The 21265-nt window shown below is 73.9% G+C and carries 20 protein-coding genes; 6 read left to right on the top strand and 14 right to left on the bottom strand.

Annotated elements, in window-relative coordinates:
- Positions 1 to 40 precede the first annotated feature (40 nt).
- Complete coding sequence (locus A3CO_RS0100540; protein WP_018330283.1) at positions 41 to 496, top strand: Lrp/AsnC family transcriptional regulator; 456 nt, start codon at positions 41 to 43, stop codon at positions 494 to 496.
- On the opposite strand, the gene A3CO_RS0100535 is transcribed toward A3CO_RS0100540, so the two are convergent.
- The 3 genes from A3CO_RS0100535 to A3CO_RS0100525 are packed head-to-tail and all read right to left on the bottom strand — an operon-like array spanning position 497 to position 3770.
- Positions 497 to 1738 carry a dihydrolipoamide acetyltransferase family protein gene (locus A3CO_RS0100535; RefSeq protein WP_018330282.1) on the bottom strand — a complete coding sequence of 414 codons (1242 nt, stop codon included), beginning with the start codon at positions 1736 to 1738 and terminating at the stop codon, positions 497 to 499.
- A gap of 8 nt (positions 1739 to 1746) precedes the next feature.
- Entirely contained in the window at positions 1747 to 2715 is a 969-nt protein-coding gene (locus A3CO_RS0100530; protein WP_018330281.1) for an alpha-ketoacid dehydrogenase subunit beta, read from the bottom strand.
- Positions 2712 to 3770 (bottom strand): thiamine pyrophosphate-dependent dehydrogenase E1 component subunit alpha, encoded by a 1059-nt coding sequence (locus A3CO_RS0100525; RefSeq protein ID WP_018330280.1) that lies wholly within the window; start codon positions 3768 to 3770, stop codon positions 2712 to 2714. Before A3CO_RS0100525 ends, A3CO_RS0100530 begins: the two co-directional genes overlap by 4 nt.
- A gap of 211 nt (positions 3771 to 3981) precedes the next feature.
- On the opposite strand from A3CO_RS0100525, the gene A3CO_RS0100520 reads away from it, so the two are divergent.
- Together A3CO_RS0100520 and A3CO_RS0100515 are read left to right on the top strand one after the other, a co-directional pair.
- A complete protein-coding gene (locus tag A3CO_RS0100520; protein ID WP_018330279.1) occupies positions 3982 to 4740 on the top strand; it encodes an SDR family NAD(P)-dependent oxidoreductase in 759 nt (252 codons plus the stop codon).
- Positions 4741 to 4775: 35 nt separating this feature from the next.
- On the top strand, positions 4776 to 5819 hold the full coding sequence (locus A3CO_RS0100515; RefSeq protein ID WP_018330278.1) for a 2,3-butanediol dehydrogenase: 1044 nt from the start codon (positions 4776 to 4778) through the stop codon (positions 5817 to 5819).
- A gap of 47 nt (positions 5820 to 5866) precedes the next feature.
- Here A3CO_RS0100515 and A3CO_RS0100510 read toward each other — a convergent pair whose 3' ends face one another.
- Complete coding sequence (locus A3CO_RS0100510) at positions 5867 to 6481, bottom strand: DUF998 domain-containing protein (RefSeq protein ID WP_018330277.1); 615 nt, start codon at positions 6479 to 6481, stop codon at positions 5867 to 5869.
- Between the two features lie 131 nt (positions 6482 to 6612).
- On the opposite strand from A3CO_RS0100510, the gene A3CO_RS0100505 reads away from it, so the two are divergent.
- Positions 6613 to 6936: a YciI family protein gene (locus A3CO_RS0100505; RefSeq protein WP_018330276.1), complete on the top strand. Its 324-nt coding sequence runs from the start codon at positions 6613 to 6615 to the stop codon at positions 6934 to 6936.
- A complete protein-coding gene (locus A3CO_RS40175; protein ID WP_018330275.1) occupies positions 6936 to 8849 on the top strand; it encodes a DUF6596 domain-containing protein in 1914 nt (637 codons plus the stop codon). Before A3CO_RS0100505 ends, A3CO_RS40175 begins: the two co-directional genes overlap by 1 nt.
- Here the strand turns inward: A3CO_RS40175 and A3CO_RS0100495 are convergent.
- From A3CO_RS0100495 to A3CO_RS0100470, 6 genes are all read right to left on the bottom strand, one after another.
- A complete protein-coding gene (locus A3CO_RS0100495) occupies positions 8795 to 10261 on the bottom strand; it encodes a sugar porter family MFS transporter (RefSeq protein WP_018330274.1) in 1467 nt (488 codons plus the stop codon). The genes A3CO_RS40175 and A3CO_RS0100495 overlap by 55 nt on opposite strands.
- Positions 10258 to 11295: an ROK family glucokinase gene (locus A3CO_RS29350; RefSeq protein ID WP_157646898.1), complete on the bottom strand. Its 1038-nt coding sequence runs from the start codon at positions 11293 to 11295 to the stop codon at positions 10258 to 10260. Before A3CO_RS29350 ends, A3CO_RS0100495 begins: the two co-directional genes overlap by 4 nt.
- Positions 11296 to 11303: 8 nt before the next feature.
- Positions 11304 to 12050, bottom strand: coding sequence for an HAD family hydrolase (locus A3CO_RS0100485; RefSeq protein WP_018330272.1), 747 nt, complete (start codon positions 12048 to 12050; stop codon positions 11304 to 11306).
- Positions 12051 to 12062: 12 nt separating this feature from the next.
- The gene (locus tag A3CO_RS0100480; protein ID WP_018330271.1) at positions 12063 to 14576 is read right to left on the bottom strand and encodes a glycoside hydrolase family 65 protein; all 2514 of its coding nucleotides are present in this window, start codon (positions 14574 to 14576) and stop codon (positions 12063 to 12065) included.
- Between the two features lie 62 nt (positions 14577 to 14638).
- Positions 14639 to 15442 (bottom strand): trehalose-phosphatase, encoded by an 804-nt coding sequence (gene otsB, locus A3CO_RS0100475; RefSeq protein ID WP_018330270.1) that lies wholly within the window; start codon positions 15440 to 15442, stop codon positions 14639 to 14641.
- 169 nt (positions 15443 to 15611) lie between these two features.
- Positions 15612 to 16805 (bottom strand): ROK family transcriptional regulator, encoded by a 1194-nt coding sequence (locus A3CO_RS0100470; RefSeq protein ID WP_026204141.1) that lies wholly within the window; start codon positions 16803 to 16805, stop codon positions 15612 to 15614.
- A gap of 105 nt (positions 16806 to 16910) precedes the next feature.
- Between A3CO_RS0100470 and A3CO_RS0100465 the strand changes: the two genes are divergently transcribed.
- Positions 16911 to 18059, top strand: coding sequence for an adenylate/guanylate cyclase domain-containing protein (locus A3CO_RS0100465; RefSeq protein WP_018330268.1), 1149 nt, complete (start codon positions 16911 to 16913; stop codon positions 18057 to 18059).
- Between the two features lie 87 nt (positions 18060 to 18146).
- Here A3CO_RS0100465 and A3CO_RS0100460 read toward each other — a convergent pair whose 3' ends face one another.
- The 4 genes from A3CO_RS0100460 to A3CO_RS0100445 form a co-directional block, all read right to left on the bottom strand.
- Complete coding sequence (locus A3CO_RS0100460) at positions 18147 to 18410, bottom strand: hypothetical protein (RefSeq protein ID WP_157646897.1); 264 nt, start codon at positions 18408 to 18410, stop codon at positions 18147 to 18149.
- A 249-nt stretch (positions 18411 to 18659) separates the two neighbouring features.
- Positions 18660 to 19874 carry an alpha/beta hydrolase gene (locus A3CO_RS29345; RefSeq protein WP_018330266.1) on the bottom strand — a complete coding sequence of 405 codons (1215 nt, stop codon included), beginning with the start codon at positions 19872 to 19874 and terminating at the stop codon, positions 18660 to 18662.
- Positions 19875 to 19916: 42 nt separating this feature from the next.
- A complete protein-coding gene (locus A3CO_RS0100450) occupies positions 19917 to 20639 on the bottom strand; it encodes a GntR family transcriptional regulator (RefSeq protein WP_018330265.1) in 723 nt (240 codons plus the stop codon).
- 101 nt (positions 20640 to 20740) lie between these two features.
- Positions 20741 to 21259: a CGNR zinc finger domain-containing protein gene (locus tag A3CO_RS0100445; RefSeq protein WP_018330264.1), complete on the bottom strand. Its 519-nt coding sequence runs from the start codon at positions 21257 to 21259 to the stop codon at positions 20741 to 20743.
- Positions 21260 to 21265 lie beyond the last annotated feature (6 nt).

Genomic DNA, 21265 nt, shown 5'->3' with positions numbered 1-21265 from the left:
GTGACAGTGTGGCAGCCCACGGCAGGAGTACCGTGCACCGATGGCCTCGGTGGACGACGTCGACCGGCAGCTGCTGCGTCTGCTCGGCGCCGATCCGCGGGCGTCGGCCCGGAGCCTGTCCCGCGCCATCGGCATGTCCCCCGGCGCGGTCGGCGAGCGCCTCGAGCGCCTCCAGGAGCGTGGCGTGATCCGGGGCTGGACCCTCGACGTCGACCCGGCCGCCCTCGGCTACGGGCTCGAGGTGCTGGTCGCGATCGAGCTGCGGCAGGGCAAGCCGGTCGAGACGACGATCGACCTGCTCTCCGGCATCTCCGAGGTCCGCTCCATCCAGCTCGTGACCGGGCGCTGGGACCTCGTGCTGACCCTGCTGGTCCGCGACCAGAACCACCTGCGCGAGGTGCTCCTCGCCGACGTCTGGTCGGTTGCGGACTTCCAGCACAGCGAGACGATGATCATCCTGGACACGCGCCGCCGCACGGGGTCGGTCGAGGAGTAGTCAGTCGAGGAGCAACTCCCGCGCGGGATCGCGCAGCACGGCTGCGACGCGCGCCAGCACCCTCGAGCCCAGCTCGCCGTCGACCAGCCGGTGGTCGAAGCTCAGCGAGAGGGTCGTGACCTCGCGCAACGCCACCTCCCCGCGGTACTCCCAGGGTCGCCGGGCGATCTCGCCGACGGCGAGGATCGCCGACTCCCCTGGATTCAGGATCGGGGTCGCGGCGTCCACGCCGAACACCCCGACGTTGGTGATCGTCACCGTCCCGCCCCGCATCCGCTCCGGCGGCGTCCGGCCCGCGCGCGCCGTCGTCGTCAGGTCCTCCAGGGCCCGGGCCAGCCCGGGCAGCGTCAGCGACCCGGCGTCGGGAACGTTGGGCACGATGAGGCCGCGCCCGGTGGCGGCGGCGATCCCGAGGTTCACCGTCCGGAGCCGGACGATCTCCTGGTTCGCCTCGTCCCACCGCGCGTTCACCTCCGGGTGGTGGCGGATCGCGGAGAGCAGCGCGCGGGCGACCAGCAGCAACGGCGTCACGCGCACCCCGGCGAACGCTGGGTGCTCCTTGAGCGCGGCGACCGTCGCCACGGTCTCGGTGACGTCGACGGTGAGGAACTCGGTGACGTGCGGCGCGGTGAAGGCGCTCGCGGTGACGGCGGCCGCGGTCGCCTTGCGGACGCCCGCGATGCGCTCGCGGGTCTCTCCCGGCTCGGCCGGCGTCGACGGCGCCTCGTCCCGCTCGAGGTGGCGGCGGACGTCCTCGCGTGAGATGCGCTCGCCGTCGTGGGCCACCGCCGCGAGGTCGACGCCGGCGTCCTTGGCCATCTTCCGCACCGGCGGCGTCGCGCGGGGGCGCTCCCCGTTCCCGTTCCCGACGTCGGGTCGGGCCGGCTCGGGCGTCACGGGTCGCCGTCGACGACGGCGGGTCGCGGCGGCGCTGGTGCCGTAGCCGACGAGGACGGCCCCGGACCCCTCCGACGCGGCGGGTGCCGGCTCCGGCTCCTCGGCCCCGGTGGCGATCGTGATGAGCGGGGAGCCGACCGCGACGGTGTCGCCCTCGGCCGCGAGGAGCTCCCGCACCGTCCCGTCGAACGGGCACGGGAGTTCGACGGCCGCCTTCGCGGTCTCGACCTCGACGAGGGTCTGGTTGACGGTCACGGTGTCCCCGACGGCGACGTGCCACTGCAGGACGTCGGCCTCGGTCAGCCCCTCCCCGACGTCGGGGAGGCGGAAGGTCTCGCGGGTCACGGCGCCCCCTAGTACGCGAGCGTGCGGTCGACGGCGTCGAGGACGCGGTCGAGGTCCGGGCGGTAGTGGGACTCGAGCCGGGCGGCGGGGTAGGGCACGTCGAAGCCGCCGACGCGGCGCACCGGCGCCTCGAGGCGGTCGAAGCAGCGTTCGGCCAGGGACGCGGCGACCTCGCCGCCCAGCCCGCCGGTGACCGGGGCCTCGTGGACGACGACGGCGCGTCCGGTCCGCCCGACCGCCCCGACGAGGGCCTCGACGTCGATCGGCGCGAGCGAGCGCAGGTCGACGACCTCGAGGTCGTGCCCCTCCTCCTCCGCGGCGGCCGCCGCGGCGAGGCAGGTCTCGACCATGGAGCCCCAGGTCAGCAGGGTCAGGTCGCCGCCGGGGCGGACGGTGCGGGCGGCGTGCATCGGGAGGTCGGGCCCGTCCGCGACCTCGCCCTTCGACCAGTACCGGCACTTCGGCTCGAAGAAGATCACCGGGTCGTCGGACTCGATGGCCTGGCGCAAGAGCCAGTGCGCGTCCTGCGGGGTGGCCGCGGCGACCACCCGCAGCCCGGCGGTGTGGGCGAAGTAGGCCTCGTTGGACTCCGAGTGGTGCTCGACCGCGCCGATACCGCCCGACACCGGGATGCGGATGACCACCGGCAGTGTGATCGCGCCGCCCGTGCGGGCGTGCATCTTCGCGAGCTGGGAGACGATCTGGTTGAACGCCGGGTAGACGAAGCCGTCGAACTGGATCTCGCACACCGGGCGGTAGCCGCGCTGCGCGAGCCCGATGGCGGTCCCGACGATGCCCGCCTCGGCGATCGGGGTGTCGATCACGCGGTCCGGCCCGAAGTCCTTCTGCAGGCCGTCGGTCACGCGGAAGACGCCGCCGAGGCCGCCGACGTCCTGCCCCATCACCAGGACCTTCGGGTCGGTCTCGAGGGCGTGGTGCAGGGCGGTGGTGAGCGCGCGGGACAGGGTGGTGGTCACGAGGCGTCCTCGAAGGAGGCGAGGTAGGCCGCGTAGCCGTCGCGCTGCGCGGCGAGGACCGGCGAGCCGCCCGGCAGCACGTGGTCGAACATGGTCGACGGGTCCGGGTCGGGCATCGCCCGGCACACCCGCCGCGTCTCGGCGCCCAACGCGTCGGCCTCGGCGTCGAGGTCGGCGTGGAACGCCTCGTCCGCCCAGCCCTCGCGGTCCAGCAGGGTCCGGAGCCGGTCGATCGGGTCGCGCGCCCGCCAGTGGTCGAGCTCGGCCTCGGTCCGGTACCGGGTCGGGTCGTCGGAGGTCGAGTGCCCGGCCATGCGGTAGGTGGTGGCCTCGACGAGCGCCGGTCCCCCGCCCCGGCGGACGGTCTCGGCCGCGCGCCGCGTCGCCGCGTGGACGGCGAGGACGTCGTTGCCGTCGACGAGCTCCGTCGCGAGCCCGAACCCGGCGGCGCGCCGGTGGAGCGGGGCACCGAACTGACGGCTCGTCGGCGTCGAGATCGCCCACTGGTTGTTCTGGCAGAAGAACACCACCGGGGCGTTCACCGTCGCCGCCCAGTTGAACGCCTCGTTCGCCTCGCCCTCGCTCGAGGAGCCGTCGCCGAAGTAGGCGAGGACCACCTCGTCGGTCCCGTCGCGCTGCACACCCATCGCGTAGCCGACGGCGTGGAGCAGCTGGGCGGCGAGCACCAGCGTGTAGACGCCGAAGCGGTGCTCGGCCGGATCCCAGCCGCTCTGCCGGACCCCGCGCCACTGCGCGAGCAGCGCCTCGGGGCCGATGCCGCGGCAGAGCGCGGCGGCGTGGTCGCGGTAGGAGGGGAACACCGGGTCGTCGTCGCGGATCGCGCGGATCGAGCCGACCTGGGCGGCCTCCTGACCGAGGCACTGCAGCCAGAGCCCGAGCTCGCCCTGGCGTTGCAGGCTGTAGGCCTCGGAGTCCAGTCGCCGGGCCAGCACCATGTCGCGGTACAGGCCCCGACACAGCTCGGGGGTGACGTCGCGCGCGGCCGGCTCGTCGCTCAGCCGTCCGTCCGCGCCGAGCAGGACGTAGGTCTCCATCAGGGTCTCTCCACCGGGTCGCGGTGCCTCGACACCGTCCGCCGCTCGGGATCGCCGACCGCCGGACTGGCCATGTGTCCACCATGATGCGTCGGGCCTGCGCTGGTGTCCAGTCGTGGACGACGAGGACCGGATGATCGTTCGACCGGACCTGGCCGGTCGGGCAGTGTGGCCTTGCTCACCGGGGCCCCCATCCCCTACCACTGCTGGCATGACGCAGCTCCAGGACAAGGTCGCCCTGATCACCGGCGGTGAGAGCGGGATCGGTCTCGCCTCCGCGAAGCTCTTCGTGCGCGAGGGCGCGAAGGTGGTCCTCGTCGGGATCGACCAGGCCGCGCTGGAGGCCGCCGAGAAGGAGATCGGTTCCGAGCACGCGCTCGCCGTCGTCGCCGACGTGACCGACTCCGCCGCCGTCGCGGCCGCCGTCACCGCGGGCGTCGAGAAGTTCGGGCCGCTCGACGTGGTGTTCTCCAACGCCGGCATCTCGGGCGCCGTCGCGAAGATCCCCGACTACCCGGAGGACGTCTTCGCCCGCACGCTCGCCGTGCACATCGGCGGGGCGTTCCACGTCCTCAAGCACTCGCTGCCCCGGATGAACGACGGCGGCAGCGTCATCATCACCTCGAGCGTCGTCGGGCTCGTCGGCTTCGGGGACCTCTCGGCCTACGTCGCGGCCAAGCACGGCCAGGTGGGCCTGATGCGCTCGGCCGCCAAGGAGTGCGCGCCCCGGCGGATCCGCGTCAACACCCTGCACCCGGGGCCGACCTCGACGCCCTTCCAGGACGACATCGAGATGACCGCGACGGGCAAGTCGCAGGCCGACGCCGCCCGCGACTTCGACGCCATGATCCCGCTCGGCCGGCACACGACGGTCGACGAGATCGCGCAGGCCGCCCTCTACCTCGCCTCCGACGCGAGCGCGATGGTGACCAGCTCGACCTTCGCCATCGACGGCGGCATGAGCGGCTAAACCCACCCACCCGTCGCCAGGAGAGGACCCCACCGATGCGCGCCGCCGTCTACCACCGTCCCCACGACGTCCGGATCTCCGAGCTCGACGAGCCGGACCCCGGGCCCGGGCAGGTGAAGCTGCGGGTCGCGCACAACGGCGTGTGCGGCTCGGACCTGCACGAGTACTTCGCCGCGGAGACGTTCGTGCCGGTCGAGCCGCACCCGCAGACCGGGGTGAGCGCCCCCGTCGTCCTGGGACACGAGTTCTCCGGGACGGTCGTCGCCGTCGGCGAGGGCGTCACCGGGGTGGCCGAGGGCGACCGGGTGGCGGCGCGGCCGACCATCACCTGCGGGCAGTGCCCGTCCTGCCGGGCCGGGTCGCCGAACACCTGCCGCGTGCTCGCCTTCCACGGCCTGTCCGGGCACGGCGGCGGGCTCTCGGAGTTCACGGTGTTGCCCGACAGCATGGTGTTCCCGCTGCCCGAGAACGTCTCGCTGGAGATGGGGGCGCTCGTCGAGCCGATGGCCGTGGCCTTCCACGCCGTCGAGGTGTCGGGCATCGGGTCCAGGGAGTGCGCGGTCATCGCGGGCCTCGGACCGATCGGGGTCGGACTGTTCTTCGCGCTCCGCGCCCGGGGCGTCGAGAACATCATCGCGAGCGACCCGTCGGCGGCCCGCCGCGACATCCTCACCGCGCTCGGGGCCGGGTACGTCATCGACCCGACGGAGACCGAGGTGGCCGCGGCCGCCGCGGCGGCGACCGACGGGCTCGGCGCGCAGATCGTGTTCGACGCCGCCGGGGTGGGGGCCGCGATCCTCACCGGGATCGGGGCCCTCGCACCGCAGGGCAAGGTGGTCGTCGTCGGCATCCACGAGCAGGCGATGGAGCTCAACCCGACGGCCCTGCTGCTCGGCGAGGCGCAGATCGTGGCCTCGCTGACCTACACCGACGACGACTACCGCGCCGTCATCGCCGCGATGTCCCGCGGCGAGATCAGCCCCGAGGGCTGGGTGGACCACGCGCCGCTCGACGACCTGCTCACGGTCTACGAGGAGCTGCGCAAGGGCGCACGGATGAAGGTGCTGATCGATCTGTAGGTGCTTCGCTCGTGAGCACTAAGTGGGGCTATAGGCCCACTTGGTGCTCACCTGCGCGCAGCGCACACCCCGGACACCCAGAGCATCGCCGCGAGCACGCCGAACCCCAGCGTCATCGAGCCGTACGCGCCGCCGGTCGTCGCCCACGCGTTGCCGGCGACGACGCTGACCGCGGCCAGGACCGAGACCACGGCGGCACCACGACGTCCCGCCCGCCGGAAGTGCGCCGCGAGCAGCACACAGGTGACGGCCAGCGCCGCGAACGAGACGGTGCCGGCCAGCAGGTGACCCGCCCCGTGCCAGGTCAGGGTGCCGCTGCCCGGCGCGTCGAGCACGAAGGCGCCGGCCGCGACGAGTCCGAGGCCGCTCACCGTCCACCACCGCCCGACGGCCCGCGAGACCGTGCGCCCGAGCCCGCGGGCGCCAGCGACGGTGAGCAGACCGCCGACGACGAAGTTGGTGATCTGCAGCCAGCCCAGCGATCCGGTCGAGAGCGCCGAGAGCGGCTCGACGGTGAAGTCGAAGTCCGACCGCGTCGCCGCCTGGCCGAGGGCGAGGGCGCCCCACAGCGGGGAGGCGATCGCCCCGGCGAGCAGCAGCCGGCGGGTGGTCGGGGTGGTCGGGGTGGTCTCGGCGGCGGGGCGGGTGAGCGTGGTGGTCATGGCGTCCTCCTCGGATCGGGCTGTCGGGAGGACGTCGGACCACGCGATGTGACAGGGAACGATTACATTCCCTGTCACATCGACCCACCCGACGTCATGACGACCGATCCGCTCCACCCCGGGAGATTTCGATGCGATTCCTCATGACGACCGGTGAGAACAGCCGCCGCCCCGACGAGGCCCTCTTCGCCGAGATGGGCGCCTTCATCGAGGAGATGACCGCGGCCGGGCACCTCGTCCTCACCGGCGGCCTCGCGCCGGACGCCCGGCGGATGGAGTCGGCCGGCGACGAGGTGACCGTGACGGACGGCCCCTTCGTCGAGGCCAAGGAGGCGGTCCTCGGCTTCGCGATCATCGACGCGGAGACCTGGGACGACGCGATGGCGTTCGCCCGCCGCTTCCGGGCCATCGTCGGGGACGGGCAGTCCACGATCCACCAGGTCTTCACGCCCTGATGGACGCCGGGGAGGTCGCCGCCGCCGTCTGGCGCGCCGAGTCCGCGACGATCGTCGGGGGCCTGGTGCGGATGGTCGGCGACGTCGGCCTCGCCGAGGAGCTGGCCCAGGACGCGCTGGTCGCCGCCCTCGAGCAGTGGCCGGCCGCCGGGGTCCCCGACGCGCCCGCGGCGTGGCTGACCACGGTCGCCCGCCGTCGCGCCGTGGACCACCTGCGCCGCGCGGGACGGCTGGCCGACCTTCCCGACGACGAGGCGTCCCCCGCGGTCGCCGACCCGGCGGCCCCGGACGACGTCCTGCGCCTGGTGCTGCTGACCTGTCACCCCGCCCTCGCCCGCGACGAGCGCACGGCGATGACCCTGCGTCTCGTCGCCGGGCTCTCCACGGCCGAGATCGCCCGTGCCCTGCTGCTGCACGAACCGCAGGTGGTGGCCCGGATCGCGCACGCGAAGCGTCGGCTCGCGGAGCTGGGCGTCGATCCCCCGTCGGGCACGGCCGACCGGCTGGGATCCGTCCTCGAGGTCGTGTACCTGGTCTTCAACGAGGGCTACACCGCGACCGCCGGGGACGACCTCCTGCGTCCGGCCCTCGTCGACGAGGCCCTGCGCCTCGGGCGGCTGCTCGCCGGGCACGTCCCGGACGACCCCGAGGTGCACGGCCTGCTGGCCCTGATGGAGCTGCAGGCCTCCCGCTCGGCCGCCCGGACCGACGCCACCGGCGCGCCGGTGCCCCTCGCCGAGCAGGACCGGTCCCGCTGGGACGCCGCGGCGGTCCGCCGTGGCCTGACCGCGCTGCTGCACGCCCGCGAGGTCCAGGTGGGCCCGCCGGGGCCGTACGTGCTGCAGGCCGCGATCGCCGTCGGGCACGCCCGCCCGGAGGGCACGGACTGGCCGCAGGTCGTCGCGCTGTACGACCTGCTCGTCGCGGTCCTGCCGACCCCGGTGGTCCGGCTGAACCGGGCCGTGGCCCACGGGCGGGCGCACGGTCCGCAGGCGGGCCTCGACCTGGTGGACGCGCTCGTCGGGGAGGGCCGGCTCCCCGACTACCATCTGCTCCCCGCCGTGCGGGCCGACCTGCTCGGCCGGCTCGGTCGGGACCCCGAGGCGCGGATCGAGTGGCGGCGGGCGGCCGCCCTGACTGCCAACGCCGCCGAGCGGGCCGTGCTGCTGCGTCGCGCCGACGCACTAGCGGCCGCCGCGACGACGGGCCCGACCCTCGGTCCCGCCGTCCACCGGTTCCTCGCCCGCGAGGACCTGTCCCCCGCCTCGCGCCGGTCCTACGGGCAGACGCTGCACCGGCTCGTGCGCGCCCTCGGCGACGCGCTGCCGCTCGCCGGCCTGGACGTGGACACGGTCACCGCGACGGTCACCACCACCTGGGACGCGGTCTCCCCCGCGACGTGGAACCGCCACCGCGCGGCGCTGCGGTCGTTCGCCGGCTCGCTGGGGCGCCCGGAGCTCGCGGGTGGGCTCCCCGTCCGCACCCCGGCACGTCGGGAGCCCCGACCCACCGCGACCGTCCCCGACGGCGCGCTCCGCGAGCGGACGCTCTGGGCGGTGCTCGCCGACTCCGGCGCCACCGTCACCGCCGTGCTGGCCCTCGACGTCACCGACCTCGACCTCGCGGCGCACCGGGCCGGGCCGGTGCGCTTCTCCCCTGCGACCGCGGGTCTGCTGCGGGCCCTCGTCGGGACCCGGACCGCCGGGCCGCTGTTCCTCTCCGACCGGCGCCCCGCACCGACGCGGACGCCCGGTGCGCGGGACCTCTGTCCGCACACCGGGCGTCGGCGGTTGTCCTACGAGCGCGCCGAGTACCTGTTCAAGCAGGCCTCCGGCGGCTCCACCCTGCGCTCACTGCGTCAGGCCACCATCTCCTCGAGCTCCTTGCCCTTCGTCTCGGACACCGCCCGGTAGACGAAGATGAAGCTGAGCGCCGCGAACGCCGTGTACAGGCCGTAGGCGAGCGTCAGGCTCACGTCCGCCAGGGACTGGAACGTCACGGTGATGAGGAAGTTCGCGATCCACTGCGCGGCGGCCGCGACTGCGAGGGCGGCGGCGCGCAGGTAGTTCGGGAAGATCTCGCCGAGCAGCACCCAGACCACCGGGCCCCACGTGATGGCGAACGAGACGACGAACAGGTTCGCCGCGACCAGGGCGATCGGCCCCCAGACCCCGGGCAGCTGGACGGAGGCCTTGCCGCTCTCGCTCACCGTCGGCACGGCCTGCGAGAACGAGATCGCCATCACGAGGAGCGTGACCGTCATCCCGAGCGAGCCGCCGAGCAGCATCGGACGGCGGCCGACCTTGTCGACGATGAGGATCGCGACGACCGTCGAGAGGACGTTGATCAGCCCGTTGATCACCGAGGCCAGGAACGACTGCGACTCGGAGAAACCGACGGCCTGCCACAGCGTCGTCGAGTAGTAGAAGATCACGTTGATGCCGACGAACTGCTGGAAGACCGACAGCAGGATGCCGACCCAGACGATCGGCTTGAGGCCGAAGCGCTCCCCGGTGAGGTCGCGCAGCGAGGGCTTCACGTCCCGGCGCAGCGAGTCCTCGATCTCCGCGACCTTGCGCCGGACGGACTCCGGCGACCGCGACTCCTCGACGGACTGCAGCACCTGGCCGGCCTTGTCCAGCTCCCCCTTGGCGACGAGGTAGCGCGGCGACTCCGGGATGCGCAGCGCGAGGATCGCGTAGATGGCCGACGGGATGATGCCGACGATGAACATCCAGCGCCACGCCTCGAGGCCGAACCAGAACTGGTTCGCGGCGCCACCCGCCACCCCGGCCAGCAGGGCGTCGGAGAGCAGGGCGACGAAGATGCCGAGCACGATCGCCATCTGCTGCAGCGAGCCGAGCCGGCCGCGGATGTGCGCGGGGGCGATCTCGGCGATGTAGGCGGGCGCGATCACCGAGGCGATGCCGATCCCGACGCCGGCGAGGATGCGCCAGATGATCAGGTCCCAGACCGCGAAGGCGAGGCCGGAGCCGATCGAGCTGATCGCGAACAGCGCCGCTGCGATGAGCATGACCCGGACGCGGCCGTAGCGGTCGGCCGCCGGCCCGGCGAACCAGGCACCGGCGGCGGAGCCGAGCAGGGCGCACGCCACGGCGAAGCCGGAGAGCAGCGGGCTGTTGGTCAGCTCGAAGTTCGTCTTGAGGGCGTCGACCGCGCCGTTGATGACGCTCGAGTCGAAGCCGAACAGGAAGCCGCCGACGGCGGCGACGATCGAGACCAGGATGGCTTTCGTCGTCGTCTTCGGCTGGGTGGTGCCGGAGACCGACGAGCCCCCCGGGCCCGCCGGTGAGTCAGTGGTCATGGGGTGCCCTTCGTGACTGCGGTGTCGGGATGTGTCCGTGCGAGGTCGGCCGCGCCGACCATGCCCGCCTCCCAGCCGAGTTCGGCGAGACGGACCTCCGCCACCGGACGGTGCCCGCGGCCGGTGAGGTTGCCGCGGAAGGTCGCCTCCACGCGCGACCGCAGCACCTCCCCCGCCTCGGACACCCCACCACCGATGACGAACAACGACGGGTCCAGCACGGCGGCGAGCTGGGCGCAGCCCAACCCGATCCAGCGGCCGATCTCGTCGAAGCAGTGCAGGGCGCCGACGTCGCCGCGCTGGGCGAGTTCGGTGACCATCTCGCCGGTGATCGCGTCGGGGTCGCCTCCAGCACGGTCGAGCAGGCCCGCGGCGAATGCCGGCGAGTGCCGGGCGATCTCCCGGGCCTCGGTGACCAGCGCCCGGCCGGAGCCGTACTGCTCCCAGCACCCCTGCAGGCCACACCCGCACCGACGGCCGTAGGGCACCATCGTGACGTGGCCGATCTCGGCGGCGACGCCGAAGCCGCCGCGCAGGAGCCGGCCGCTCGAGATGATGCCGCCGCCGACCCCGGTGCCGATCGTGATCGCCACCAGGTCGTCGTGGTCGCGGCCCGCCCCGAAGCGGGACTCCGACCAGGCGACCACGTTCGCGTCGTTCTCGACGACGACGGGGAGGCCGAGCTGGACCGAGAGCTTCGTGCGCAGGTCCTCGTCGCGCCACGCGAGGTTGGGGGCGAACATCACCGTGGACCGGTCCGCGTCGACGAAGCCGGCCGCGCCGATCCCGACGGCGTGCACCTCGTGGGCCGCCGTGAGTTCCCGGACCGCGTCGGCGATCCCGGACAGCACGCCCTCGGTCGACTGCGCGGGGGTCTCGCGCCGTGTGTGCGCGATCAGCTTGCCGTCGCCGTCGACCACACCGGCCGCGATCTTGGTGCCGCCGACGTCCACCCCGACGGTCAACCCGTCGTCGGGAACGTCCTCGGGACTCTCCGGCGGGGCCGAGCTCCGCTCCGCTGCGTCTCCCGTCATGATCCCACCTACTTCGTCGACAACTCGTGGGACGTCAACTTCTCGACGTCGATGGTCCCCATGTCGGTGACGACCAGGTCCGCGCCCTCGGCCGCGAGCGCGTCGGTGTCGTCCGCCCGGGCGACGCCGATCGCGGCGAACTCGCCGGCCTTCGCCGCCTGGATGCCGTTGGTGGCGTCCTCGCAGACGAACGCGTCGTGCGGGTCGACGCCGAGCTCCTCCGCCGCCGTCAGGAAGATCTCCGGGTGGGGCTTGCCCTGCGCGAAGTCGCGCCCCGAGACGTCCACGTCGAAGGCCTCGTGCAGGTTGCCCGAGCCGCCGTAGTTCGCGAGGTCGATCCGCTCCAGGAAGAGCTTCGCGTTCTTCGACGACGAGGCCGCCGCGATGGGGATGCCGGCGTCCTTGACGGCGATGACGAAGCGCACGGCGTCGTCGTAGGCGGAGAACTTCCCGTCCTTGATCAGCCGGATGATCATCTCCTGCTTGTGGTCGCCGTACTCCTCGACCCGCCGGTCGATGTCCGGCACCCCGAAGTACTCCAGCGCCGCGGTCGCTCCCGCCTTGCGCGGCTTCCCGGACATGCGCTGGTGGTACACCTCCGACGTGAAGGCCTCGGGGCTCCACGACGTCTGGTCGCGGATGTCGGACCAGGGGCCCTCCATCAGCTCCTGCAGGGACTCCCGCCACGCCTGCTCGTGGGGCGAGTCGACGAGGACGCCGTCGACGTCGAAGATGCCGCCCTTGAAAGCTGCCACGATCGATTCTCCTCAGACGTGCTCGAGCTCGGTGGGACCGGGAATCTGCGACGGGTCGTCGACGAGCCGGACGGTGGCCCGGTCCCCGGCCCCCATCTCGCGGACCTCGCCGCCGACGTCGACCTTCACGGGGTGGGAGAACCCCTCGGTGGCGACCTCGACGACGAGCTCGCCCCCGGTGATCGACACCTGCAGCGACGTGCCCTGGAAGACCATCGAGTAGCGCAGCCCGTCGAGCCGGCTGGTCACCCGCGGGGCGAACTGCAGGACGCCGCCGCGGACGTCGCACCCGACGTAGGCGCGCTGCAGGAGGTCGAGCGTGCCCGACATGACACCCATGTGGATGCCCTCCTTCGTCGTCCCGCCCTGCACGTCGCCGACGTCGGACTCCAGCGCGACGAGGAAGCGCTCCCAGGACGACGACGGGTCGATGCCGGCCAGCACGGCCGCGTGCGCCACCAGCGACAGCGTCGAGCCGTGCGAGGTGCGGTGGTCGTAGTAGTCGATGGCACGGCGGGCGAACTCCGGGTCGTCGGCGATCTCGCCGTAGCCGAGCCGGTCGAGCACCTCGCGCAGCTCGACGTCGGAGAACAGGAAGAACAGCATCACCGCGTCGGCCTGCTTGGCCACCTTGTAGCGGTCGGGGTCGTCGCCCTCGGCCTTGAGGATGCGGTCCATGCGCTGGATGTTGGTGTGCTTGGCGCGGTAGCCCTCCCAGTCCAGCTCCTCGAGGTCCTCGTAGCCCTCGAACTGGCTGACCACGCGGTGCCCGTCCCCGACGTCGTGGGTGGGCACGTACATCAGCCGCGTCATCTCCTCCCAGCGCGCGATCTCGGCGTCGGTGATGCCGAGGCGGCTGCGCAGCGCGCGGCGGCGGCTGGCGGTGAGCAGGTCGAGCACCTTCGGGGCCGTCGAGCAGATCCACGCCACCATGACGTTGGTGTAGGCGTTGTTGCGCAGGCCGCCGGTGTCGGCCCCCGGGTAGCCCTCGTGGAACTCGTCGGGACCCATCACGCCGTGGATCTCGTAGCGGCCCGTCTGCGGGTTCTTGTGGGCGATCGAGGCCCAGAACCGCGCGATCTCGAGCATGAGCTCGGCGCCGTAGTCGCGCAGGAACTCCAGGTCGTCGGTGGCCTGGTAGTACTGCCAGACGTTGTAGAAGATCGCGGCGTTGACGTGGCGCTGGTTGTGCGAGTGGTCGGGGTCCCACTGGCCCGAGAGCGGGTTAAGGTGGACGACCTGCGTCTCCTCGGTCCCGTCCGAGCCGGACTGCCACGGGAACATCGCGCCCGAGTAACCGGCCTCGGCGGCCGCCGCACGCGCCTCGGCGAGGCGCCGGTAGCGGTACATCAGCAGGCCGCGGGTGATCTCGGGCAGGCGGAAGTTGAGGAACGGGTAGACGTAGAGCTCGTCCCAGAACACGTGGCCGCGGTAGGCCTCGCCGTTGAGCCCGCGGGCCGGGACGCCGGCGTCGTGTCGGGCGGTGTGCCGGGAGCAGACCTGCAGGATGTGCGCGGTGTGGAACCGCAGCAGCAGCTGCACGCGGGGTTCCGACGGCAGGTCGATCGCGCAGACGTCCCAGAGCTCGGTCCACGCGGACTCGTGCTCGGCGAACGCCTCGGCGAAGTCGGGGTAGCGCTCGACGTGCCGCCCGGCCGCGGTGAGGGTCTCGGTGATCGCGTTGTCGTGGCTGGTGAAGAACGAGACCAGCTTCTCGACCTTGATCGACTCGCCCTCGTGCGCCTCGAGGTCGAGCACCTGCTGGATGTAGTCGTTCATCTGGTGCAACGTGCGCTTCGGCTCGACGGCCTGCCACGAGCGCCCCCGGCTGCGCGCGACCCGGGTGCGCGCCGCCTCGGAGATGTAGAGGTTCGACTGCCGGGTGCGGACCTTGAGCGCGATGATCTCCGGGCCGAAGGTGCGCGGGCTCACCGGGTCGAGGTGGCGGCCCTCGAGGTCGCGGTAGCGGGCCACCATGTCGTTGTCGACGCGCCCGTCGATCGCGGTGACGATCCCGATCTGGCCGGACCAGTTCTCCGGCGTCAGCACCCACTCCAGCGCTGCCTGGTGGCTGTGCGCCATCGACACGAAGCGGCGGCTGCGCAGGCTCGTCTCGCGGCCCTTGCGGTCGCGGAAGCGCAGCGTGCGGGTGACGAGCGCGGTGCGGATGTCGTAGCTGTGCTCGTAGTCGAGCACCTCCACGTTGTCGAGGGTGATGGCCTCCTCGCCCTCGATGCGCAGCATCAGCGTCAGCCAGTTCGGCAGGTTGACCAGGTCCTCGTTGAGCACCGGCCGGCCGCCGAGGATCGTCGTCTCGCGGTTGTAGGCGCCGTGGGCGTAGGTGCCCGCGTAGTGCTTCGGCGGGTCGGTCTCCTCCCACTCCGCGGCACCGCGCGTGCAGAAGTAGCCGTTCCCGGTGGAGGACAGCGCCTCGCGCAGGCCCTCCTCCTCGGGGTCGATGCCCCGCCAGGTGAGGGTCCAGCCCTCGGGGTCGTGCCCGTGGTCGGTCGGCTCGTCGGTGGTCACCGTCGGTCTCCTCCTGCAGCGGCAGCGTCTCGGGCGGGTGCTCGGCGGGTTCTGGGTGTCCCTCAGCGGGCGAGGCCGTCGAGGAAGGCGCCGACCGCCTCGACGTCCGGCAGCACCGCCGCGGCGGCGGTCTCGCGGGCGTCGGCGTCGGCCGGGTCGATGACGAGGACGCCGAGCCCGCCGTCGGCGATGCTCGGGGCGTTGAAGGCGTCCTCGTCGGTGACGTCGTCCCCGACGTAGATCGGCAGGACCGCGGCGTCCCGCAGGTCGAGGACGTCGAGCAGGTGCTCGACGGCGCGTCCCTTGTTCCAGTCGATCTTCGGCTGGATCTCGTGGACGAACTTCCCGGGGGTCACACGCAGCTGGTCGGGGTGCGCGGCGAGCACGTCGTCGACGAGGTGCTGCACCCGGTCGTGCTCGGCGGGGTCGACCCCGCGGTAGTGCAGGGCGACCGAGGCGTGCTTCGGTTCCACGAGGGTGCCCGGGATCTCCGCGGCGCGCTCGGTGACCTCGGACGTCACCTCCTCGACGAGCTCCTCGAAGCCGGTCGAGGCGTCGTGGGTGATGCGGCCCGTGCGCGGGTGGTGGATGTCGAAGCCGTGGCTGCCGGCGACCACGAGGTCGTCGAGGCCCATGAGCTCCATGACCACCGCGCGGTCGCGGCCCGACACGACGCAGACGTTCGTGCGCTTCGCGAGGTCGGACACGATCCGGCGCATCTCGTCGGTCATCACCGCGTCGGACGGGGTGTCGACGATCGGGGTGAGCACGCCGTCGTAGTCGAGGAAGACCGCCGGCACGCGGCCGTCGCCCCGGTCCGCGAGCACCTCGGCCGGACCGGGCAGCTGCGACGCACGCGCGCTCATCTGTTGCGACCTCCACGTCGGCGTGGGCCACGACCCGCTCGACCACGGTCAGCGGTCGGTCTGTGACACGCTTCACAGGCTAGTTCCGGGGCATCACGCGGTCAACGGATGAACGCGCGGCGCCGATCTTGGCACGCGTGACCGCCCGTGTCCTGCGGGCCGGGACCCGTCAGCCGTGCGAGGCGACGACGTGCTCGAGCGCCAGCGCGACGGCCCCGAGGACGTGGGCGTGGCGACCCAGCCGGGCCGTGGTGACCTCGACGCCGTCGGCCGCCCCGGGCAGCGCCCACCGGTCCAGGGCGCTGCGCAGCGGGTCGAGGAGGAGGTGGCCCGCCTGGGCCAGTTCGCCGCCCACGACGATCCGGGCGGGCGTGAGGACGCTGCACAGCCCGCCGAGCGCCCGTCCGACGTGGCCGCCGGTGTCGGCCAGGACCCGTCGTGACGGGGCGTGCCCGCCGCGGGCCCGGGCGACGACCTCCTCGACGGTCAGCGGCGCCCCGAGCAGCGGTTCGAGCAGGCCGACGACGGTCGCGGTCGAGGCCCACGTCTCGAGGCACCCGCGGTTGCCGCAGCGGCACACGGCCCCGCCGGGCGGTCCGCCGGAGTCGTCGACGACGACGTGGCCGAGCTCGCCCGCGGTGCCCGCCCGTCCGCGGTAGGGACGGCCGTCGAGCACGAGCCCGGCACCGACCCCGTCCGAGAGCTTGAGGTAGACACCGTCGCTCACCTCCTGCAACGCGCCCCACGCCTGCTCGGCGAGGGTGCCGAGGAGCGCGTCGTTGTCCACCACCACGGGGACGTCGAGCCGCTCGGCCGCCACCGCGGCGGGCCGGATGCCGACCCAGCCGGGCAGGATGCCCGGCTCCCCCACCACGCCGGTGCGGGCGTCGACGGGCGCGGGGAGCCCGATCCCGACGGCGAGCAGCTCGGCCCGCGGGATCCCGGCGGCGGTCAGCGCGTCGTCGAGCAGGGCCGCCGCGGCGTCCAGCCCGACGCCCGCGTCGTGGCCCTCCGCGAGATCCGTGGCCCGCTCGGCGAGCAACCGGTCCGCCCCCGGCGCGGCGGCGGGCTGCACCCCGACCCGCACGTGGCGGTGACCGAAGTCGACCCCGGCGACCACGCCCCGGACCGGGGTCAGGCGCACGGCCCGCACCCGACGCCCGCCCCGCACGGCCGTGGAGGCGGTCAGGCGGCCCTCGCGGCAGAGGTCGCGCACGATGTTCGAGACGGTCGCCGGCGCCAGCCCGGTCGCGGCGGCGATGCCGGACTGGGTCGGCTCCCCCGCCGCGAGCACGGCGTCGAGCACCCGCCGACGGTTCGCCTCCCGCAGGCCCGCCGGGGAACCGGGCCTCGCCGCGTTCATCCGATGAATCTAGCCCCGTGCTGTGGCCTGTGTCACTCTCCGATCGAACGGCGGCCTCACCCACTCTCGCGGCGGGGCATCCGGAGCAGCACTAGCGTCCGCCCGGTGGCCGATTCCGAGGCAGAGCTCCGCACACTGCGGCAGGCCGTGATCGAGGCCCTCGTCGACAGCCGCACCGCCGCCCAGGTGCACGACGACGACGGCCGCCTGGAGTGGGTCTCCGAGCAGCTGCTCCAGCTCGCGGGGGCCGACGCGTCGACCGAGGTCGGCCTCGGCCTGCACCTCGACGAGGGCCTGGACCTGCCGATCTGGTCGGGCATGTTGTCGGAGTCGACACGGGAGGAGCTGCGGGCCGACCTGGCGCGACGGCTGCAACCGGCCCACGACCTTCCCCCGCTGTGGGTGTCACCCGTCGAGCTGAACCTCGCCGGGCGCACGCGGCCCGTCGGGATGCTCGGGCTGAGCCTCCGGGCCCCCGATGGACGGCCCGCGGGCACCGCGCTGGTCTTCGCGCCGCTGCTCCCCGCCCGGGTGCTCGCCCTGGTCAGCGAGGGCGACGAGGCGATGTTCACGCGCATGGCCGACCTGACCGAGCCCGGCCGGCGGCCGACCGCGGTCCTGTTCGCCGACATCGACTCGTCGGGGCCGCTCGCCCGCCGGCTGCCCACCCCGGTCTACTTCGATCTCGTGCGGCGGTTCACCACGGTCTTCGACGACCTGGTGGCCCGGCACGGCGGGATCGTCGGCAAGCACGCCGGGGACGGGGCCTCGGCGTTCTTCCTCGCGGACTGCGCCGCGGGTCCGGGGGCCGGGTCGGAGTCCACCGCGGCCCGGGCGGCGCTGGCCGTCGGGCTGACCCTGGCCGAGGAGGTGTGCACCATCGTCGAGGCCCTCGCCGCCGACGGTGCCGGGGTCGGTCCCGACGACTGCCGGGTGAACGTCGGCGTCCACTGGGGTGCCGACCTCTACATCGGACAGATCGTCACCGGCGGCCGGTTGGAGGTGACCGCGCTGGGCGACGAGGTGAACGAGTGTGCGCGGGTGGAGCAGGTCGCGCGAGGCGGCCAGACGCTGGTGTCGAAGACCCTCGTGGAGCGGCTGGACGCCGACGACGCGGCCGCCCTCGGGTTCGACCCGCGGCGCCTGACCTACCGGCCGCTCGCCGACCTCGCCGGGGAGGGCGACCCGAAGGCCGTGCGCGACGCCGGCACCCTGGCGGTCGTGGACCTCACGGGCGTGTCGTCGGGGTCGTGACCCGGCGAGGTGCCGTCCCCGCCGCGCGAGGGGCGCGCCACGCGAGCCCGGCGACCGGGCCCGCCTGGTGAACCACCCGCGCCGGGATCAGGCGACGAGCCGCAGTAACCGCTCCTCGGCGTCGTCCGTCGTCGCCTCGTCGACGACGGGGAGGTCCCCGGCGGGGACCTCGACCGCTGCCGTGACCCCGACCAGGCCCGCGATCGCGACGACGAGGCCGAGTCCTGGCACGAGCTGCTCGGCGCCGGCGAGCAGGACGGGGACGAACGGGCGCACGGAGCGCCAGGTGAGGTCCGGACGGCGCGTGAGGACCGTGGGCGCGGGGATGGTGAACGTGACGGTGATGCTCATGGCGGCTTCGTGCTTCCGGGACGCGTGCGGGCACACCCGCACCGCGCGCCGACGTCAGGCCGGGCGGGAGGCGGGCGAGGAGGGGCGGGCCGAGCGGAGCCGGAATCCGGCGCCGGGACTGTGACCGGGACTCATCGCGCACCTCCTCGTCTCGCGTGGAACACCGGTGATCACTGAACACCCGCGTCTCCGGGCGGGTCAACCCCCGGCCCGGTGTTCTGCGCGACGCCCGACCGACGGCGGCGCGGCTCACCAGCGCCGGTTAGCGAGCCACCGGTCGCTGACGGTGCGCCGCACCTGGTTGCCCAGGGAGTCGATGCCGTCGACGTCGTAGGCGTGGTCGGCGAACGGCACGGTCACGAGCGTGGCGTCGACGCCCGCGGACCGGGCGGCGGCCACGAACGCGTCCGGGCCGGCGGGGGGCACCAGCTCGTCGTCGGCCGGCACGATCGCCAGGGTCGGCGGCGCCGCCGGGGTGATGGCGGGGATCCCGCCGATCGCGGTGTACCGGTCCGGCACCTGTGTCGGAGTGCCGCCGGTGTAGGTCTCGAGCAGCACCCGTCCGGGGACATCGGGCTGTCCGGGGAAGTGGCCGTCGCGCCAGGCGCCGACGGGATCGACGGCGGGGTACTGCACGAGCACCCCCTGCGGGACCGGCACGCGTCCGCCGCACGCGGAGGGCTGCGTGCGCGACGCGGCGTGGTAGGCCACCGACACGGCCAGCTGACCGCCCGCGGAGTCGCCGGAGAGCACGATGCGGGTCGGGTCGCCACCCAGCCCGGGGGCGAGCGCCGGGAGCTGGGCCAGCACGCACGCCACCTGTGCGGCGGCGAGGTCCCAGGTGGGGCGCTGCGCGGTCGCCAGGGTGTAGCCGACGCTGATCACGAGCCGGCCGCGCTCCGCGAACCACCGCAGGTCCGAGGAGTTGTCGAGCTCGGAGCCCGCCGCCCAGCCGCCGCCGTGCACGTACAGCAGGATCGGGGACGGACCGACGGCGCCGCCGGGGCGGTAGATCGCCGCGCGCAGGGGTGCGCCGTCCGGCCCGGTGCCGTACTGCGGGTAGCCGTCGGGCAGCGAGACGTCGCCGTGCGGGTCGACCGCGCGGATCAGGTCGACCGCGCCGCCCGCGGCACCCGCCGCGGCGACGACGAGCCCCACGATCACGCCGAGCGCGACGGTGCCCAGCGCCCCGAGCCCGACCACGACGGTGCCCGCGCGCCGCAGCCGCAGCCGGACGACGAGGGCCACGAGCGTCGCGACCAGGCCGATCACCACGAGTGGCGGTCCGTAGGCCTGGACCGCGGCCGTGGCGTTCCCCGAGAGCGAACCCAGTCCCGGCACGAGCGCGCCGAGGGCGACCAGGAGCAGGAGCACGGCCACCGCGCCGAGCAGGAGCAGCACGACACCGGCCAGCACCCCGCCGACGCGGTGCCGGGGCCCGGGCGGTGCGCTGGTGGCCGTCACGACGCGTCACCCTACGGGCGGGGCCGGGAGGTCCGCCGCCGCTCAGTGCCCCCGACCGCGCGGTCGGGTGATGGGCAGCTCGACGAGGTAGCGGTCGGCGCGCACCAGCGCGTCCACCCGCTCCACCACCTCGCCGTGCTCGTCGCGCGAGGTCCGCACGAAACGCCACGCCGGGCTCCCGGGCGCCACGTCGAGCAGCACGGCGTCGTCCCCCAGCGCGAGCACCGGCTCCGCGGTCTGGCGGCCGTCGGCCACGCGCCGGCCGTGCCGGACCTCGAGCAGCTCGTACCAGGAGGCGCCGCCGTCGAGGTCGTGGGCGCAGAGTCCCGGCGCGACGGCGGCGGGCACGTGCAGCACCTCGCGCGCCATCGGCTCGTCGTCGGCGAGTCGGAGCCGCGCGACCCGGACGACGGGGTCCCCGGCCCGGACCTCGAGGGCGGCGGCCAGCTCCTCGTCGGCCGGGACCTCGTCGCTCCACAGCACCCGGGTGGCCGGCCGGAAGCCGCGGCGGGCCATGTCGTCGTGGAAGGACACCGCGTCGAGCGGGTGCGCGGGCGACGTGCGGCGGGCGTAGGTCCCGGCGCCGTGCCGGCGTTCGACGACGCGGCGGGTGGTCAGGTCGGCGAGCGCGAGCCGCACCGTGGAGCGGGACACCGCGCACGTCTGGGCGAGTTCGCGCTCCCCGGGGAGCAGCGCACCCGGGCCGAGGACACGGCACAGCCGCTCCACCTCCGCCTGGACGTGCGCGACGCGCGATCGGACCATCCTGTCGTCCTACCAGGGTGTCCGGTACCCCCGGTACCCGTAACCGTTTACGCTGTTGAACGGTCCACGATCGGCCGTGTGCGACGGGGAGCGAACCGCCCTCACCCCGTCCCGGCGGCGCGACGCCGGGCGCGGTGGGCGGCCACGTTCGCCCGGTTCCCGCACTGACCCGGCATGCAGTACCGGCGGCGCCCGGGACGGCTGGTGTCGATGAAGACCCCCTCGCAGGTGTCCGAGGAGCACGGGCGGAAGCGCTCGGGGCCGAGGTGCAGCTGCACGGCGAGGAGGCCCACGCCGGCGACCACACCGAGCAGGTCCGCGACCGGGACGTCGTCGGGCACGGTGCCCGCCCAGCCGTCGGCCAGCGTGATGCCGGCGAGCGCGGCCGTGAGCGCGCCGGCCTCCGCGATCCGGTGCTCCGGGTCGGACCCCTCGACCAGCGGGCGCAGCCGGGTGCGCAGCGCGTGCACCGGGGCGAGGTCGGCGTCGCCCACGGGTCGGGGCGCGGAGGTGGATCCGGCGAGGCCGTGCTCGGCGAGGAACGCGCGGAGGGCCTCGGCGTCGGGGAGGTGCTCGACCCCGCGCCACACCTCGGGAGCGCTGTTCACGAGGTCCGTCACGACACC

Origin of the sequence: Actinomycetospora chiangmaiensis DSM 45062, assembly GCF_000379625.1 — a bacterium.
GTDB classification, from domain to species: domain Bacteria; phylum Actinomycetota; class Actinomycetes; order Mycobacteriales; family Pseudonocardiaceae; genus Actinomycetospora; species Actinomycetospora chiangmaiensis.
This window is presented reverse-complemented; position numbering and strand designations above follow the sequence as displayed.